Source organism: Maribacter confluentis (assembly GCF_030505015.1).
GTDB classification, from domain to species: Bacteria; Bacteroidota; Bacteroidia; order Flavobacteriales; family Flavobacteriaceae; genus Maribacter; species Maribacter sedimenticola.
The window spans coordinates 3,061,566-3,078,055 of the sequence record NZ_JAUKUC010000001.1 but is presented as its reverse complement, the minus strand read 5'-3'; the positions used below and the strand labels follow the sequence as shown (position 1 = coordinate 3,078,055).

Genomic DNA, 16,490 nt, shown 5'->3' with positions numbered 1-16,490 from the left:
TATGCAAAACATTACACCATTTCATATTGCGATACCCGTACACAACCTAGCGGAATGCAGAACTTTTTACCGAGAAATATTGAATTGCGAAGAAGGCCGTAGTAGCGACCATTGGGTAGATTTCAATTTATTCGGACATCAATTGGTGATACACTACAAGCCTAAATCTGAAACCGAAACCGTACACCACAACCCCGTTGACGGTCATGATGTACCCGTACCGCATTACGGAGTAGTTTTACCTTGGGATACTTTTCAGCGCTTTTCGGAAGAGCTAAAATCCAAAGGTGTACAATTCGTCATTGAGCCTTATGTGCGTTTTGAAGGTAAAGTAGGCGAACAGGCTACCATGTTTTTTTATGACCCTGCCGGAAATGCTTTAGAGTTCAAAGCTTTTAAAGATATGGGGCAATTATTTGCCAAATAACAAGAGCCAAGAATAAGAAACACCCCTATTGATTAAAATTAATGGGGGTGTTTTTAATTGCCATGTATTATTTATGGTCTCTACTGAGACCAAGAAGTAGGTACTCTGTCCCAACGATGCTTTTTCAGTTCTTCATATAGTTCTTTTGGCAAACCTTTTCCATCACTTGTTGCAGTATTAGCTAAGACATTACGTTGTTTACGCATACCGGGTATGGTAGTACCCACATTATCATTCATCAATATAAAACGAAGCGCCATTTCAGCCATGGTCATTCCCTCAGGGATTAATGGTCGTAAAGCATTGGCATGCTCTACTGAAGAAATTAAATTCTCAGGGACAAAATAGGTACCGCGCCAGTCACCTTCCGGAAAAGTTGTTTCTTTTGTAATGTTCCCTGTCAATGTTCCTTCATCAAAAGGCACACGGGCTATTGTAGCGATATCCAATTCCTTACAAAGCGGAAAAAGAACATCTACTGGTGCTTGGTCAAATATATTATAGATGACCTGAACGGCATCCAACAATCCTGTTTTTAAAGCTTTAATTCCATTTTCCGGCTCCCAACGGTTCATACTTATACCCATTGCCGCTACTTTACCAGAAGTTTTTAAATCTTCTATAGCGCGTTGCCATTCTTCCCTATTGCTCCAAACATCGTCCCAAGTATGAAACTGCATTAAGTCTATTTGCTCCAAGTTCAAATTCCTCAACGTTTTATGGGTGTATTCCATAATATGCTCGGTAGGATAAGAATCTTCAAAAGCATATTCAGGTTTTGCTGGCCATTGAAAGTTCTTCGGTGGAATTTTACTGGCCGTATAGATTTTTTTTGAGGGATGTCTCTTAACCAATTCCCCCAGTAATTCTTCACTATGTCCTTCACCATAGCCCCATGCCGTATCAAAAAAATTGACCCCTTTTTCAACTGCCAAATCCAATGATTTAGCAGATTGTTCATCATCACTGGCCGTCCAACCTGCCATGCCCCACATTCCATATCCTACTTCACTAACTTGCCAATCTGTTCTTCCGAATCTTCTATATTTCATTGTGCACTTTTATTACTGTTAAAATTTAAATAAACTATATTATTCATACCTCCAACTCGTTAAATCAGCATCTTTAGGAGCACTTTTTTCAATACGCTCCATGATCTTTGGTACGTACATACTATTGTAACGAAGTCTGGAAATGGCATTGGGCTGTTCCGGGTCTCCGCTCCAACAATGTTCCGCTCGGTCGCCATATAGCACTTCTCCTTCATAATATGGATCCGTGGTACTTTCCAGAAAGTCTTCCATAAGATATACGGCATTGTTCAAATAATAATTATCCATATCCCCGCAGTAGATATGAATCTTACCTTTTAAATTATCCCCTAGTTTACCCCAATCTCGTTGCAAGATATGCCTAAGATCATAATTCTCCTTCCAGTATTCCGCTACTTCATGGTCTATATCTCCGGTCATCTTATCCCAAATCCTTACCGGGTATCCATCATCTCCTTGGGGAGAATATGTAGCTTCCCATATATCCCATTGTTGTCCCGACCTAGATTTGTCCCCCAATACCAGTTCCAAATGATTTCCTTGGCGCAGGGTAGATTGTATTTGCCCTAAATAGTTACGATGGGCAGGCACTTCCAGTTGTTTGTGCCTACTTGGATAATAATAGGCATTTTTATCCTCATAGATATTGGTTAACGTATAGGCCCTAAAATCTATGGGATCAGGACAAGCCGCAAAACATCCGTTATATTCTTCCGGGTATTTTACCTGTACTGCCAATGCTTCCCAACCACCGGTAGAACCGCCATATAAAAAACGAGACCACCCCTCGCCTATTCCCCTAAACTGTTTTTCAATTTCAGGAATTAGCTCATAGGTAATAGCGTCACCGTAAGGACCTTGACTGGCAGAATTTACGGCATAAGAATCGTCATAATACGGTGTTGGATGTTGAATTTCTATAATTATGAAACGAGGGAAATCGGGCGCGTTCCATCGCTTGTAAAAATCATAAGCCTCTTGTTGTTGAATTATATTATATCCTTCCAAATTAAACCGTTCTGAATATTCAGGTGTAAGGTTGGGGTCTGGAGGGGTGGTCCTGAAACCTCCAAAATCCGAGGGAAAGTGACCATGGAAGACCATTAACGGATACTTGGCTTCAGGATGCTCAGCAAAACCTTTGGGAAGCAAAACATGTGCACCAAGATAAATATCACGGCCCCAAAAGGCGGACAGTTTTTCTGATTTAACCTTTATATGTTTTATCCACTTAGTATCTGTTGGCTCCTCTATGGGCGGAATAACTTGATCCAAGGTAACCGATACGTTTTCAAAACCATTGGTTGCCACCCTTACCTTAAACGGTTTACTATATAAATTGCCCGGAGACCTTTGCCATTGTTGGCCTTCGCCATTATCCATTGGAAGTTTCACGGTATGTCCACTAGAAAGGTTAAAAGTTTCATAGACATGTAATAGTGCTTGTACATTATATTCCCCTGGTGGTACATCCTTTAAACTTTCATAGGGATAGCCAAAAACACTGGCATCAAATGAAATGGGTGTGCCCGGTTCCCAATCATTGACATTAACACCAAATATGAGTTGCGTATTTAATCCGTCATTAATCTGAAAACGGGGCTCATCACTATCGTCTGTAGATAACATAAGTAGTAACCTACCGTCTTTTTTTGATGCACTTACCGTTTCATCTAAGGTTACGTTGATATTATAAATGGGCTTTACCACCTTTTCACAACTAGTGAAAACAATATTTAGCAGTATTATAGCAATTACAAATTTTTTCATGATGGCTCTCTGGATTGGTTTCTTAAAGATAATACCTAGACCCCAATCATGTTCATATCAAAAAGATTTTTTGTGCTACTTAAACTTAACCGGGAAAACATATTAAAAAAGTGTTTTAGTTTCATAATAATTTACCGTCCTAAGGTTTATTTAAAAATGCTCTCTTACTCTCAACCTAGAAATTTCTTAAATAACGGTTCACCATATACCGGATTTACCATACCATATCCATAAATTAAACGTTATGTATTTATGTGCGATTATACCGTTATAACCATAAAAACCCCTACTATGAAAAAAAATTTATTTGCCATTATGGTCATAAGTATCATTTCCTTAATTGGCAGTTGTGACTATGACGACAGCAATGATATTGATTATATCATTCCCAATGACAGTACGGCAACCAACAGCATACAAAAAAATAGCGCTATATAATATCTTTCTATTATTCTAATAACCTAAGAATAAATGGGGTATAAAAAAACCCAACTTAAAGTGTTGGGTTTTCATAGGATCAGTATGATCAGTCTCTACTTCTATGCCTTTCCCTTGCCAATAATGTATTCTTTAACAACATTGCAATGGTCATAGGACCTACCCCACCCGGAACCGGAGTTATAAACGATGCCTTTTTACTTACATTTTCAAAATCCACATCGCCTGTTATGTAATATCCTTTTTCCTTGGTTTCATCAGGCACACGGGTAATACCTACGTCAATGACCACGGCATCATCCTTTACCATCTCAGCTTTTAAAAATTTAGGAACACCCAATGCAGAAATTACGATATCTGCCTGTGATATAATTTGGGTGATGTTTTTTGTATGGCTATGGGTTAGCGTTACGGTTGAGTTGCCCGGCCAGCCCTTTCTACCCATTAAAATACTCATTGGCCTACCCACTATATGGCTACGCCCAATGACCACGGTATGTTTACCTTTGGTATCTACCTTATAACGCTCCAATAATTCCAAAATTCCAAATGGGGTAGCCGGTATGAAGGTACTCATATCCAGTGCCATTTTACCAAAATTGGTGGGGTGAAAACCATCTACATCCTTATCTGGGTGTACGGCCAATATCACCTTTTGGGTATCTATTTGTTCCGGTAATGGCAACTGTACGATAAATCCGTCAATATTATCATCTTCGTTCAGCTCCTTGATTTTTCTCAACAACTCCTGTTCAGAGGTTGTACTGGGCATTTGAATTAGGGTAGATTCAAAACCTACACGCTCGCAAGAACGCACCTTACTACCTACATAGGTTAAACTGGCACCATCACTACCCACAATTATTGCTGCCAAATGAGGGACTTTTTCTCCTCTTTCCTTCATTTTGGCAACCTCTGCCTTTATTTCCTCCTTAATTTGATTGGATACTTTTTTACCATCCAATAATTCCATATCCACTTATTTTAGTTGTCCTATTCGTTTTTTATCTCATTCCTTTCATGGCGCCCATCATCTGCATCATCTTTTTACCGCCGCCACCTTGCATCATTTTCATCATCTTGCTCATTTGATCAAATTGCTTTAGCAGCTGGTTGATTTCCTGAACTTCTCTACCGGCACCTTTGGCAATTCGCTTTTTCCTGCTTGCATTCAGTTTTGATGGATTTGAGCGTTCGTCCGGTGTCATGGAATAGATAATGGCCTCTATATGCTTAAAGGCATCATCATCGATATCCAAACCTTTTAAGGCTTTGCCAGCTCCGGGAATCATTCCCATAAGATCCTTCATGTTACCCATTTTCTTGATTTGCTGAATCTGGCTCAGGAAATCGTCAAAACCGAATTTATTTTTTGCAATTTTCTTTTGAATCTTTCTGGCCTCTTCCTCATCAAATTGCTCCTGTGCCCTTTCAACAAGTGATATTACATCACCCATTCCCAAGATACGGTCTGCCATACGCGATGGGTAGAATATATCTATGGCTTCCATTTTCTCTCCCGTACCAATAAATTTGATCGGCTTATCCACTACGGATTTAATGGAAATTGCGGCACCACCACGGGTATCACCATCTAGTTTTGTTAGGATAACACCATCAAAATTAAGGATATCGTTAAAAGCTTTTGCTGTATTTACCGCATCTTGCCCTGTCATGGAATCTACGACGAACAAGGTTTCTTGAGGCTGTATGGCTTTATGGATATTGGATATTTCCTCCATCATCTTATCATCTACCGCCAGACGACCTGCGGTATCTATGATAACTACATTGTGGCCATCTTGTTTCGCCTTGGCAATACCTGCCTGCGCAATAGCGACCGGATCGGTATTGTCTCGATCGGAATAAACGGGCACACCTATTTGTTCCCCTACAACATGTAATTGGTCTATTGCCGCAGGACGATAAACATCACAGGCTACCAATAACGGGTTCTTGGATTTTTTTGTCTTTAAAAAATTGGCCAGTTTACCAGAAAATGTGGTCTTACCCGACCCTTGTAGACCGGACATTAAGATGACCGATGGCTTGCCTGATAAATTTATTCCCTCAGATTCGCCCCCCATTAATTGGGTAAGCTCATCCTTAACGATCTTCACCATTAACTGCCCAGGCTGCAAGGTGGTAAGTACATCCTGCCCTAAAGCCTTTTCCTTTACCCTGTTGGTAAATTCTTTGGCAATCTTAAAGTTGACATCTGCATCCAATAAGGCACGGCGTACTTCCTTGGTGGTCTCCGCAACATTGATTTCCGTAATCTGACCATGTCCTTTTAGTACATGTAAGGCTTTATCTAGCTTATCGCTTAAATTATCGAACATTCTTTTCTATTTAAAGGGGCTACAAATTTAACAAAGTCCCTGCTAATTTCGCAGCAAGTGTACCAAAATCTACAAAACAAAAGAGCATCTATATAAAATAGATGCTCTAACATTGCTTGTGGGGCAAAAAAGGGATTACATTTTCATATATTCCCTAACAAAAAACCTCCATCAATACCGTCAACGAGGCCCAACTCTTTACTGTTGACGGTATATTTTTGGATGCTTTACTGTTATTCTCTTTCCAAGACCAAATGGTCGTAACCTTCAATTTCGTTTTCGTGCTTGAGTTCAATTCTTGTCTCGGTTACCTCCATGATCTGATAATCATTGGCCAAAGCCAAGTAATTACTACCGGGAACAAAGGAAATAATCATTTCCAATTTACCGCTAAAGGCATTTCTATAGGCAAACCATCTACCTGTACTAAGTACCACTTCATTAGGGTTACGTACTTCTAAACTTCCATCTGCGTTAAAATATAGGGTATCGTTCATATAAAGTTCCGTTGACTCGTCCTCATTTTCCGAAAACAATGCAATATCCCATTGGGTATCACTGAAAACATCCTTTATGTAGGTAATATCCTCTTCCTCTTCTTCATCTACCTCACAGCTTTTAACAATGACCAATTCATAGAAAGTCTCTTCAACATTAAACTTTATAATCCTATCCTTGAGATCGGTCAACAACCATTCAAAACTAACGGCTCCTTCTTGACCCATATTAATGGCTACGACAAATCTACCCTGTGCATTAGTAGTAATTTCCCATGTTCCTTCTGATACCGTGGTTTCATTAGATAAGGTAATGACACCGTTTGCCTGAAATTCAAATTCACTACCAAGAAGCCTGTTTACATGTTCCCCATTGTTCTTGACCCTTTTAATGGCCCAGGTACAATCGCGCAGGGTTTCACGAATACTATCAATGGTAATTACCGGTAAATCCTCTGCACAAAATTGTTTCATAACAATACGATTACCTTCCCCATTGTATAATTTGATCTTGTCATCACCCATATCATACACATTCCATTCCAAATTAAAATCCGTACTGGCATCAAAGTCCATGGTAAGTTGAGCTCCATCTTCACCTACAGCGGTACTCCAAGTTCCTTGTACCGTAGTAGCTCCCCTGAATCCGGTAACGACTGTTCCGTCTTCCTTAAAGTTTAAAATGTAATTGACAAATTGCGGTGTTTGATCCATATTGTCCCTTTTAAATTCAGTAATGAACCATACACACTCAACCAATGTTTCCTTAAATTCGTCATCATTAAAATCATCATCATTGTAATCATCATCATCATCTTCGTCACAATCATCCTTGGCATTTTCAATGGCACTTGCCAATTCTCTATGGTTAGCAACCTCTATTGTGGTATCATCATATAATTTTAGCGTTATTGGAAAGTCAAAACTTACTAAAGAGTCGCTCCCCAAGTCTTTAAAGAACAATCTAAGTTCACGATCGCTTTCTACCTGAACCGTGCTCGTCTGCTCCAAATTAACATTAAAGGTGTATAAGGTCATAGGGTATACAAAGTCAATACACTCAATATCGTCATCTTCCCCACCTTCTTTACATTCTGCCGCCAATTCCCGTAAATCCTGTAGGCCATTAACCGTAATTTCCGTAAAATCCCCAGCCGTTACCGTAATAGGAAAGATGATATCCAAAATATTTTCGTCATCATCTATACTATCAAAAATTTCCTCAATAGTTTCTAGATCATCCTTAGATTCCATGGTAAGCGTTAATCCGTTCACCTCTACCGTATATGGGAATTTTATTTGAAAGCAACTGGTCCCATCCACTATATTGTCTGAAGATCCATCATTGGAACTTGTGCGCTGTATTAAATCTGCAGTAGAAGAATTGGCCTCTATAGCCTGTGGCTCTTCACCGTTATTAATCTCCTCAAATTCATCTTGACATGACGTTAGGTTCAATGCCATGGCCAAAAGACCAATATACATGGTATAACTAAAAAACTTTTTCATAATGATTTGGTATTATTGTTATTACAACCCTAAAACAATTAACTTGATAAAAACCCTACCTACTTTTTTATTTTTTTTAAAATATCTTTGACAAAAAGAAACCCTGTTGAAAACAGAACAACCACAAAATGTATGTGAAGAGGCGGTTTATCGAAGCGTTTTTAATGAAACGTCAAAAACCGTATTCAATTATATTTATTATAAATTCGGGAACGAGGAAAAAGCCAATGATGCCGTACAGGAAGCTTTTGTTAAACTATGGGAGAATTGTGCAAAGGTAGCACCGGACAAAGCAAAATCGTATGTATATACCATTGCCAATAACCTGTACCTTAATGTTATTAAAGCAGAAAAGGTACGTTTAAAGTATGCCCCACCTTCCTTAGGAACAACCAATGAATCTCCGGAATTTATCATGGAGGAAACAGAGTTCAAGCAAAAATTGGACAATGCCCTAAACGCATTACCGGAAAACCAACGTACCACATTTTTACTTAACAGGATAGACGGAAAAAAATATGCGGAGATTGCGGCAATTGAAAATGTAAGTGTAAAAGCGATTGAAAAAAGAATGCATTTGGCACTGAAAAGTTTAAGGGAGCAGATAGATGGAATATAATTAGAAATTAGAGGTTAGAGGTTAGAGGTTAGAGGTTAGATACATTACATACCATTCAGCAACATTATTGGTTGATACCTTTTACCAAATACTAAAAACAAAAAGTAGGGTTTTTAAAAACTTGGTTGTTATACTAAAACAAAGCTACAAACATGCAAGAAAATTACTTGGCTAAATGGCTCAACAATGAATTGACCGAAGCGGAAATGGCAGAATTCAAACAGTCTGAAGCCTATGCCACATACAAAAAAATAAAGGATGTCGCCTCAAATTTAGAAGCACCGGCCTTTGATATGGATACGGCCTATAATTCTCTTGAACAAAATAAGGCTAAGGAGTCACCTAAAGTATTTACCCTTGCCCCTTATAAACCCTTCCTGCGCATAGCCGCTGCCATTACCGTATTGTTAGTAGCTTCTTTTTTCTACTTGAATACGTTAAACAAAACGATTACTACATCATATGCCGAAAATAAGACCATAACCCTACCGGATACATCTGAAGTTATTCTTAATGCGGACTCAGAACTGGCCTATAATGAAAAGAAATGGGACGACAAGAGAAATATTGAACTTGAGGGAGAGGCATATTTTAAAGTAGCAAAAGGCAAAAAATTTAACGTAGCAACCACACACGGAACTGTCTCCGTTCTTGGAACCCAGTTTAATGTTGAAAACAGAAAAGATTATTTTGAAGTGGCCTGTTATGAAGGAATGGTAAGTGTAACCATTAACGGAAAAGAAACAAAATTACCCGCGGGCAATTCATTGTTGGCAATAAATGGCAAAAGTTCTACTTACAAAGTAGCCGTAAACGGCAAACCATCTTGGTTATCCAACGAAAGTTCATTCAGAAGCATACCTTTGCATTATGTAATGGATGAGTTACAGCGACAATATAACATTAAGGTTACCTATAGCGGTATTGATAAAGAACAACTATTTACCGGTTCCTTCAATAACGACGATCTTGAGCTCGCCCTTAAAAGCATTAGTGTTCCATTACAGATAAAATTTAAATTAGATGGAAACCAAGTGCTGTTCTATGAAGAAAAAGCACCATAAACATATTCTTATTTGCCTTGTACTACTGTGCTTTAGCGTAATTGCTTTGGGGCAGCAAGTAGCAAAAGACGCTATACTCCTTTCGGATTATCTCACGACTTTGGAGCAGGAACATGACATAAAGTTTTCCTTTGCGGACAATGCTTTGGAAAATGTCTATGTTAAGCCATTAGATTTACAATCATTAACATCCAAGTTAGACCATATTCAGCAAAATACGGATATCGTTATCACAAAGTTAAGTGACAGATATTATAGCTTGACAAAGGTTTCCACGGTATCTATTTGTGGCTTTGTACTAGATAATTTTGAGCAAAATACCATACCAGGTGCAACCGTTGAAGTTTTGGGTACATCACTAACCGGTATTACCGATACTACAGGAAGGTTTTATATGAATAATGTTCCAAGAACTGCGCTCGTACTCGTAAAGCATTTAGGTTTTAAGCCACAATTCATAGAAGTGGAAAAACTTATAAATACTGCTATGTGTCATAAAATAGCCATGGCACTTAGCTATCAAGAATTGGAAGAGGTCGTAGTTTCCCAATTTTTGACCACCGGTCTGAACAAACTTAGCGATGCAAGTTTTGAACTTAATCTATCCAAATTTGGAATTTTGCCTGGTATAAGCGAACCTGATATATTACAGACAGTACAAGCCCTTCCAGGCATAAAGAGTGTAGATGAAACCGTTTCGGATATTAACATTAGGGGAGGTACAAATGATCAAAATCTTGTTCTTTGGGACCATATTAAAATGTACCAGACCGGACATTTTTTTGGATTGATCTCAGCATTTAACCCTTATGTTACGGATAAGGTCAGCATTATAAAGAACGGCACGTCCTCCATTTATGGAGATGGTCTAAGCGGCACTATGGACTTACGTACCTCTGACCAATTGCCCATCTATACCAATGGTGGGACAGGCTTCAATTTAATATCCGGGGATCTTTTTGGCAATATCCCAATTAATGAACGTTTAGGAATACAAATTTCCGCACGCAGGTCCTATACGGATTTTTTGAGCACCCCCACCTATACCGTATTTTCAGAAAAAGCATTTCAAGATAGCCAAGTGGATAATGAAAGTGATTTCTATTTTTATGACTTTACGGCAAAAGTATTATATGAGATAGACCAGGACCACAAAGTTCAGCTCAGCATGATCAATATGAGCAACAACCTTAGTTATTTTGAAACCAGTGACAGTAACGCTGTTAATGGTAGTAACTTAAATCAGGATAACATTTCATTAGGCACAAGATTACAAAGCAATTGGTTAAGTAATTTTACTACGGACCTTCAATTCTATTATACCCAATATGGTCTGGATGCTCTGACAATTTCAAATAATGAAAGTCAAAGATTACAACAGAATAATTTGGTCAAGGAATCCAGTGTAAAATTGATTACCAAATACGCAGTGCGCAAAAATTTGGATTGGATCAATGGGTACGAACTTACGGAAACAGGTATAGAGAATAGAACAAATATTAACCAGCCACCCTTTGCCAGTAATATAAAAGGGGTAATACGTAAACATGCTTTGTTCAGCGAGCTTCAATTTACATCTGAAGATTCCAAATTTTATGGGCGCATAGGAGGGCGACTCAATTATTTTGAAAACCTGAACACCTTTAAGGAATATATTCTGGAGCCCAGGTTAAATATTACCTATGAACTACTCCCCAATTTCAAGACCGAAGCAATGGGCGAATTTAAAAGCCAGGTAACCAATCAGATTATAGATTTAGAACAGAATTTTTTGGGGATTGAAAAAAGACGATGGATACTTTCTGATGGAAATACCTTACCCATTACCAAAAGCAAACAAGGTTCTATAGGCGTTAATTATGACACGGATAAATTATACATAGGTATTGACGGATTTTACAAAGAGGTCAACGGTATAAATGTTTTTACCCAAGGTTTTCAAAATCAAAATCAGTTTAATGGTGAAATTGGCTCTTATGCGGTCAAAGGTGCTGAATTTTTAATCAACAAGAAAAATAACGACTATAGTCTATGGCTTAGTTATACGTTCAATAAAAATGATTATCTATTCAATAGCCTTACACCATCTAAATTCCCTAACAACCTAGATGTAAGACACGCAATAACCCTTGCCGGAAATTATACCATAGGCCACTTTAAACTAGGTTTGGGTTTAAATTATAAATCCGGAAAACCATTTACCCGACCAGATGCCGACGACCCTATCGACAACACAGTTTTCCCTAGAGAAATCAATTACGAAGAACCCAACAGGAGTAGATTGCCGGAATATATTAGGGCAGATGCATCTGCAAATTATACGTTTGTTTTAGGCAAAACCATTAAAGGAACGTTTGGTGCTTCTATATTGAATATCACCAATAGAAAAAATACATTGAATACGTTTTATAGATTAGGTGAAGATAATTCTATAGAAACAATAGAACGATTATCCTTGGGCCTTACTCCAAATGCCAGTTTTAGATTACGGTTTTAGGCCTACATGCGCTCCGGGACCTCAACCCCCAATAATTTAAATGCATCTTGAATAACCTCTGCAACCTTTTTGGACAGTTGTATACGCAATATCTTCTTAGCTTCATTTTCTTCGCCAAGAATAGAAACCTGCTGATAAAATGAATTAAATTCCTTTACCAAATCATAGGTATAATTGGCAATCAATGCCGGACTGTAATTTTCAGCTGCCAATTGTATAGTTTCTGGAAATAACTGTAGCTGTTTTATAAGCTCTTTTTCCTTACTATGTAATTCAGTGACCGCCGCATGAACATTACTCTGTATTTCCATACTTGCGGCCTTCCTTAAAATGGATTGGATCCTGGCATATGTATATTGAATAAAAGGACCCGTATTCCCTTGAAAATCCACAGACTCTTCTGGATCAAACAAAATTCGTTTTTTAGGATCTACCTTTAAAATGTAATATTTTAAAGCTCCCAATCCGATCATTTTATAAAGTGCCAGTTTTTCTTCTTTGCTATAATCTTCCAACTTACCTAGTTCTTCGGAAATAGTGGCCGCGGTTTGGGTCATATCTGCCATAAGATCATCCGCATCTACGACCGTACCCTCCCTACTTTTCATTTTACCGCTAGGTAAATCTACCATTCCATAACTGAGATGATGTAATTTATTGGACCATGAAAAACCAAGCTTCTGTAATATTAGGAACAATACCTTAAAATGATAGTCTTGCTCATTACCAACGGTATATACCATACCGTTTACATCTGGGTGGTCTTTTACCCGTTGTATGGCGGTACCAATATCTTGGGTCATATACACCGCAGTACCATCTGAACGTAAAACAATTTTCTCATCCAAACCGTCTTCGGTCAAATCGATCCAAACACTACCATCTTCCTTTTTAAAGAAAACCCCTTTTTTAAGTCCGTCTGCAACCACATCCTTACCTAAAAGGTAGGTATCGCTTTCATAGTAAAGGGTATCAAAATCAACCCCAAGATTCTTGTAGGTTACCTCAAAACCTTTATATACCCAACCATTCATGGTTTTCCATAATTGAACGGTATCCGGGTCCCCAGCTTCCCATTTCAACAGCATCTCTTGCGCTTCCAACATAATAGGAGCATCTTTTTCAGCAACTTTTTGGTCAGTACCATTTGCTGCCAATTGCGCTATTTGATCTTTATAAGCCTTGTCAAAAGCCACATAATAATTACCTACCAGTTTATCACCCTTTAATCCGGTAGATTCTGGTGTTTCGCCATTTCCAAATCTTTTCCAGGCCACCATACTTTTACAAATATGAATACCTCGATCATTGATTATTTGGGTTTTGTAAACTTTTTTACCGGAAGCTTTCAATATTTCAGAAACGGAGTACCCTAACAAATTGTTACGAATATGCCCCAAATGCAAAGGTTTATTTGTATTGGGAGATGAGTATTCTACCATTACGGCATCATCGGATTTTTTTACATACCCGTATTGTTCAATGTTTTTTATGGAATTAAAAAAATCCAAGTAAAAACTATCGTTGATAACAATATTTAAAAACCCTTTGATCACGTTAAAATTAGCCACTTCATTGACCTGATCCTTTAAATAAGTTCCAATCTGTTCCCCTATCTGTACAGGATTACCCTTTACCACACGTAGCATTGGAAAAACCACAACAGTGATATCCCCTTCAAAATCTTTTCGCGTAGGTTGAAATTCCACATTTGGCAATTCCTTATCAAAAATAGATTGTACGGCTTCTTTAACTTTCTGTGACAGTACCTCTTGAATATTCATCAAAACGTTTAATTAAGGCTGCAAAACTAATCATTTTTTGGGCTTTTAGGGTAAACAGTTATGGCATTCATTAGGCATTTGATTAACTTTAATAAAAACAGTGCAATATATACCCTATGCTTCTTAACGTATCTTACAACAATAAAGCGGTAACCAAAAAAATTGAGTCGGAACTTGGAAAGCCATTTACTTTAAAAGAACGTTGGGCAATGGGCGGTATTGGCTCTCCAAAACTTTATATTACGGAGACAAGCTTAGAAATTAGAAATTTATTGATTTTAGACAATAATAGGGATACTTGCAATATAGAAATGAGGCCCAAGGGCATTATAGTTGGTTTTAGGTCCTTACTGGAAACGTATGCCCTAATTATTCCTTATTACAAATTAACTATTTACAAAGGTGATGCATCTGTCTATTCCATATACAGGGATCAATACTTTATAAAAGTAGAATCAGATACAAAAGCCGTTCAGAAATTCTTTAAAAAATTATTAGGCTATAAAGCCGATAATGCCCCAACTTCAATAGAAGATTTGTAAAATGTGCTCAACGCCACCTAAAATAAACATACCCCTTACTAAACAGCAACAAAAGCTTATTGTCTTCGGATGGATTATTGTAGTGTTGAATTTTTTATTAGTTGCCGCATTTTATAATAATTTAAATGATATAGTTCCTATCCATTTTAACTATAAAGGTGAAGCAGATGGTTATGGAAATAAACAAACAATATGGGCGCTACCTATATTGACCTTGATCGTCCACACCATACTATACTTGGTCTTAAAAAAGACTAAACCTTGGAACATGAACTACCCAATACAGGTAACTGCAAAAAATGCACCGCAATTGTATAGATTGTCCATACACATGTTGGTGCAATTAAACTTGCTCATAGCGATAATGTTAATACCTATAATTTTAGAAACCATCATATTGGACCATAACCTAAACTTAGGTTTTAAGTTATCTAGCCTTACCTTGTTTATAGTAGCATGTATTACCGTTTTGCCATTTTACTATGTATTTAAAATGTATAAAATACCAAAAGAATGAAAATACTGCTCACCGGTGCCAATGGTTATATAGGAATGCGATTATTGCCCCAACTTCTGGAGATGGGGCACCAAATTGTTTGTGCCGTACGTGATGAGGCCAGGTTATCCGTAGATAAGGAAATCAAGGATCAAATTGAAATCGTAGAAATAGATTTTTTAGAAGAACCCAAAGAAAATAGCATACCAAAGGATATAGATGCAGCATACTTCTTAATACACTCCATGAGTTCTTCTACCCAAGATTTTGACAATATGGAGGCCAAGACCGCCAATAATTTCAACAAACTTGTATCCCAAACAAATATTAACCAAGTAGTGTATTTAAGCGGAATTGTCAATGATAAAAACCTATCCAAGCATTTACAATCCAGAAAAAATGTAGAGGATATTCTTTATCAGGGCAATTATAATTTAACTGTATTAAGAGCAGGAATCATAGTTGGATCCGGAAGTTCATCTTTTGAAATTATTAGGGACTTATGTGAGAAATTACCTGTAATGATTACGCCTAAATGGGTATTGACCAAAACCCAACCAATAGCCATACGAGATGTCATTACCTTTCTTACCGAAGTTTTAGGCAATGAAAAAACCTATAACGATTCATTTGATATTGCAGGACCCAATGTGTTGACTTATAAAGAAATGCTGCATAAATACGCAGAGGTAAGAGGCTTTAAAAACTGGATTTGGACCGTACCGGTAATGACTCCAAAACTTTCATCCTATTGGCTGTATTTTGTGACTTCAACGTCATATAAATTAGCGCTCAACCTAGTAGATAGTATGAAAATAGAAGTTGTGGCCAAAGATACTAGGCTTCAAGATTTACTTAACATACAGCCCCACACCTATAAAGAGGCAATTGATCTGGCCTTTAAAAAAATAGAGCAAAATTTAGTGGTAAGCAGTTGGAAGGATAGTATGATCAGTGGCCGTTTTTTAGAAAATTTAGAGAAACATATTCAAGTACCAAAGTACGGTGTACTAAAAGACCATAAGAAGATTAAGGTAAAAAATCCTGATATTGTATTGGAACGTATTTGGAGCATTGGTGGGGAAACCGGATGGTATTATGGAAATTGGCTCTGGAAAATAAGAGGCTTTATGGACAAATTATTTGGTGGTGTAGGGTTACGGCGGGGACGTACACATCCAAATAAAATTTTTGCAGGAGACTCCCTTGATTTTTGGCGTGTATTGCTGGCTGAAAAAAAATCGAAAAGATTATTACTGTTCGCAGAAATGAAACTGCCTGGGGAAGCGTGGCTAGAATTTAAAATTGATGAAAATAATGTTTTGCACCAAACCGCAACATTTAGGCCTAGAGGTTTAAGAGGCAGGCTGTATTGGTACAGTATAGTACCATTTCATTATTTTATATTTGGTGGTATGATCAAAAATATTGCTAAACAATAATACCTATGAAA

14 protein-coding genes are annotated in these 16,490 nt (G+C 37.7%); 8 read left to right on the top strand and 6 right to left on the bottom strand.

Annotated features, from left to right (window positions below; translation table 11 throughout):
- The first annotated feature begins 1 nt into the window (after position 1).
- Positions 2 to 427 (top strand): VOC family protein, encoded by a 426-nt coding sequence (locus Q2T41_RS13360; RefSeq protein WP_304436466.1) that lies wholly within the window; start codon positions 2 to 4, stop codon positions 425 to 427.
- An 80-nt stretch (positions 428 to 507) separates the two neighbouring features.
- On the opposite strand, the gene Q2T41_RS13355 is transcribed toward Q2T41_RS13360, so the two are convergent.
- Both Q2T41_RS13355 and Q2T41_RS13350 read right to left on the bottom strand, forming a co-directional pair.
- Entirely contained in the window at positions 508 to 1,479 is a 972-nt protein-coding gene (locus tag Q2T41_RS13355; RefSeq protein ID WP_304436465.1) for an aldo/keto reductase, read from the bottom strand.
- Between the two features lie 39 nt (positions 1,480 to 1,518).
- Positions 1,519 to 3,249, bottom strand: a complete 1,731-nt coding sequence (locus Q2T41_RS13350; RefSeq protein ID WP_304436464.1) for an alpha/beta hydrolase — start codon at positions 3,247 to 3,249, stop codon at positions 1,519 to 1,521.
- 291 nt (positions 3,250 to 3,540) lie between these two features.
- On the opposite strand from Q2T41_RS13350, the gene Q2T41_RS13345 reads away from it, so the two are divergent.
- Positions 3,541 to 3,687, top strand: coding sequence for a hypothetical protein (locus Q2T41_RS13345; RefSeq protein WP_304436463.1), 147 nt, complete (start codon positions 3,541 to 3,543; stop codon positions 3,685 to 3,687).
- An 88-nt stretch (positions 3,688 to 3,775) separates the two neighbouring features.
- Here Q2T41_RS13345 and Q2T41_RS13340 read toward each other — a convergent pair whose 3' ends face one another.
- The 3 genes from Q2T41_RS13340 to Q2T41_RS13330 all read right to left on the bottom strand — a co-directional run bounded on the left by Q2T41_RS13340 (position 3,776) and on the right by Q2T41_RS13330 (position 8,035).
- On the bottom strand, positions 3,776 to 4,660 hold the full coding sequence (locus Q2T41_RS13340) for a bifunctional 5,10-methylenetetrahydrofolate dehydrogenase/5,10-methenyltetrahydrofolate cyclohydrolase (RefSeq protein ID WP_089259484.1): 885 nt from the start codon (positions 4,658 to 4,660) through the stop codon (positions 3,776 to 3,778).
- Positions 4,661 to 4,691: 31 nt separating this feature from the next.
- Positions 4,692 to 6,029, bottom strand: coding sequence for a signal recognition particle protein (gene ffh / locus Q2T41_RS13335; protein WP_089259483.1), 1,338 nt, complete (start codon positions 6,027 to 6,029; stop codon positions 4,692 to 4,694).
- A 233-nt stretch (positions 6,030 to 6,262) separates the two neighbouring features.
- A complete protein-coding gene (locus tag Q2T41_RS13330; protein ID WP_304436462.1) occupies positions 6,263 to 8,035 on the bottom strand; it encodes a hypothetical protein in 1,773 nt (590 codons plus the stop codon).
- A 106-nt stretch (positions 8,036 to 8,141) separates the two neighbouring features.
- Between Q2T41_RS13330 and Q2T41_RS13325 the strand changes: the two genes are divergently transcribed.
- The 3 genes from Q2T41_RS13325 to Q2T41_RS13315 all read left to right on the top strand — a co-directional run bounded on the left by Q2T41_RS13325 (position 8,142) and on the right by Q2T41_RS13315 (position 12,215).
- Positions 8,142 to 8,654: an RNA polymerase sigma factor gene (locus Q2T41_RS13325; RefSeq protein ID WP_089259482.1), complete on the top strand. Its 513-nt coding sequence runs from the start codon at positions 8,142 to 8,144 to the stop codon at positions 8,652 to 8,654.
- A 152-nt stretch (positions 8,655 to 8,806) separates the two neighbouring features.
- The gene (locus Q2T41_RS13320) at positions 8,807 to 9,718 is read left to right on the top strand and encodes a FecR family protein (RefSeq protein WP_304436461.1); all 912 of its coding nucleotides are present in this window, start codon (positions 8,807 to 8,809) and stop codon (positions 9,716 to 9,718) included.
- Entirely contained in the window at positions 9,678 to 12,215 is a 2,538-nt protein-coding gene (locus Q2T41_RS13315; RefSeq protein WP_304436460.1) for a TonB-dependent receptor, read from the top strand. Before Q2T41_RS13320 ends, Q2T41_RS13315 begins: the two co-directional genes overlap by 41 nt.
- A gap of 2 nt (positions 12,216 to 12,217) precedes the next feature.
- Here the strand turns inward: Q2T41_RS13315 and argS are convergent, their stop codons facing one another.
- Positions 12,218 to 13,999: an arginine--tRNA ligase gene (gene argS, locus Q2T41_RS13310; protein WP_304436459.1), complete on the bottom strand. Its 1,782-nt coding sequence runs from the start codon at positions 13,997 to 13,999 to the stop codon at positions 12,218 to 12,220.
- 116 nt (positions 14,000 to 14,115) lie between these two features.
- On the opposite strand from argS, the gene Q2T41_RS13305 reads away from it, so the two are divergent.
- The 3 genes from Q2T41_RS13305 to Q2T41_RS13295 are packed head-to-tail and all read left to right on the top strand — an operon-like array spanning position 14,116 to position 16,479.
- The gene (locus Q2T41_RS13305) at positions 14,116 to 14,541 is read left to right on the top strand and encodes a hypothetical protein (RefSeq protein WP_089259478.1); all 426 of its coding nucleotides are present in this window, start codon (positions 14,116 to 14,118) and stop codon (positions 14,539 to 14,541) included.
- 1 nt (position 14,542) lies between these two features.
- Positions 14,543 to 15,058: a DUF1648 domain-containing protein gene (locus tag Q2T41_RS13300; RefSeq protein ID WP_304436458.1), complete on the top strand. Its 516-nt coding sequence runs from the start codon at positions 14,543 to 14,545 to the stop codon at positions 15,056 to 15,058.
- Complete coding sequence (locus Q2T41_RS13295) at positions 15,055 to 16,479, top strand: SDR family oxidoreductase (RefSeq protein ID WP_304436457.1); 1,425 nt, start codon at positions 15,055 to 15,057, stop codon at positions 16,477 to 16,479. The genes Q2T41_RS13300 and Q2T41_RS13295 overlap by 4 nt, the downstream gene beginning before the upstream one ends.
- Positions 16,480 to 16,490 lie beyond the last annotated feature (11 nt).

Bases quoted from the DNA above. Each gene is read 5' to 3' on its own strand.
- Q2T41_RS13340 (WP_089259484.1), bottom strand. From the start codon at position 4,660: ATGGAATTATTGGATGGTAAAAAAGTATCCAATCAAATTAAGGAGGAA.
- Q2T41_RS13295 (WP_304436457.1), top strand. From the start codon at position 15,055: ATGAAAATACTGCTCACCGGTGCCAATGGTTATATAGGAATGCGATTA.
- ffh (WP_089259483.1), bottom strand. From the start codon at position 6,029: ATGTTCGATAATTTAAGCGATAAGCTAGATAAAGCCTTACATGTACTA.
- Q2T41_RS13315 (WP_304436460.1), top strand. From the start codon at position 9,678: ATGGAAACCAAGTGCTGTTCTATGAAGAAAAAGCACCATAAACATATT.
- Q2T41_RS13320 (WP_304436461.1), top strand. From the start codon at position 8,807: ATGCAAGAAAATTACTTGGCTAAATGGCTCAACAATGAATTGACCGAA.
- argS (WP_304436459.1), bottom strand. From the start codon at position 13,999: ATGAATATTCAAGAGGTACTGTCACAGAAAGTTAAAGAAGCCGTACAA.
- Q2T41_RS13360 (WP_304436466.1), top strand. From the start codon at position 2: ATGCAAAACATTACACCATTTCATATTGCGATACCCGTACACAACCTA.
- Q2T41_RS13345 (WP_304436463.1), top strand. From the start codon at position 3,541: ATGAAAAAAAATTTATTTGCCATTATGGTCATAAGTATCATTTCCTTA.
- Q2T41_RS13300 (WP_304436458.1), top strand. From the start codon at position 14,543: ATGTGCTCAACGCCACCTAAAATAAACATACCCCTTACTAAACAGCAA.
- Q2T41_RS13355 (WP_304436465.1), bottom strand. From the start codon at position 1,479: ATGAAATATAGAAGATTCGGAAGAACAGATTGGCAAGTTAGTGAAGTA.
- Q2T41_RS13330 (WP_304436462.1), bottom strand. From the start codon at position 8,035: ATGAAAAAGTTTTTTAGTTATACCATGTATATTGGTCTTTTGGCCATG.
- Q2T41_RS13350 (WP_304436464.1), bottom strand. From the start codon at position 3,249: ATGAAAAAATTTGTAATTGCTATAATACTGCTAAATATTGTTTTCACT.
- Q2T41_RS13305 (WP_089259478.1), top strand. From the start codon at position 14,116: ATGCTTCTTAACGTATCTTACAACAATAAAGCGGTAACCAAAAAAATT.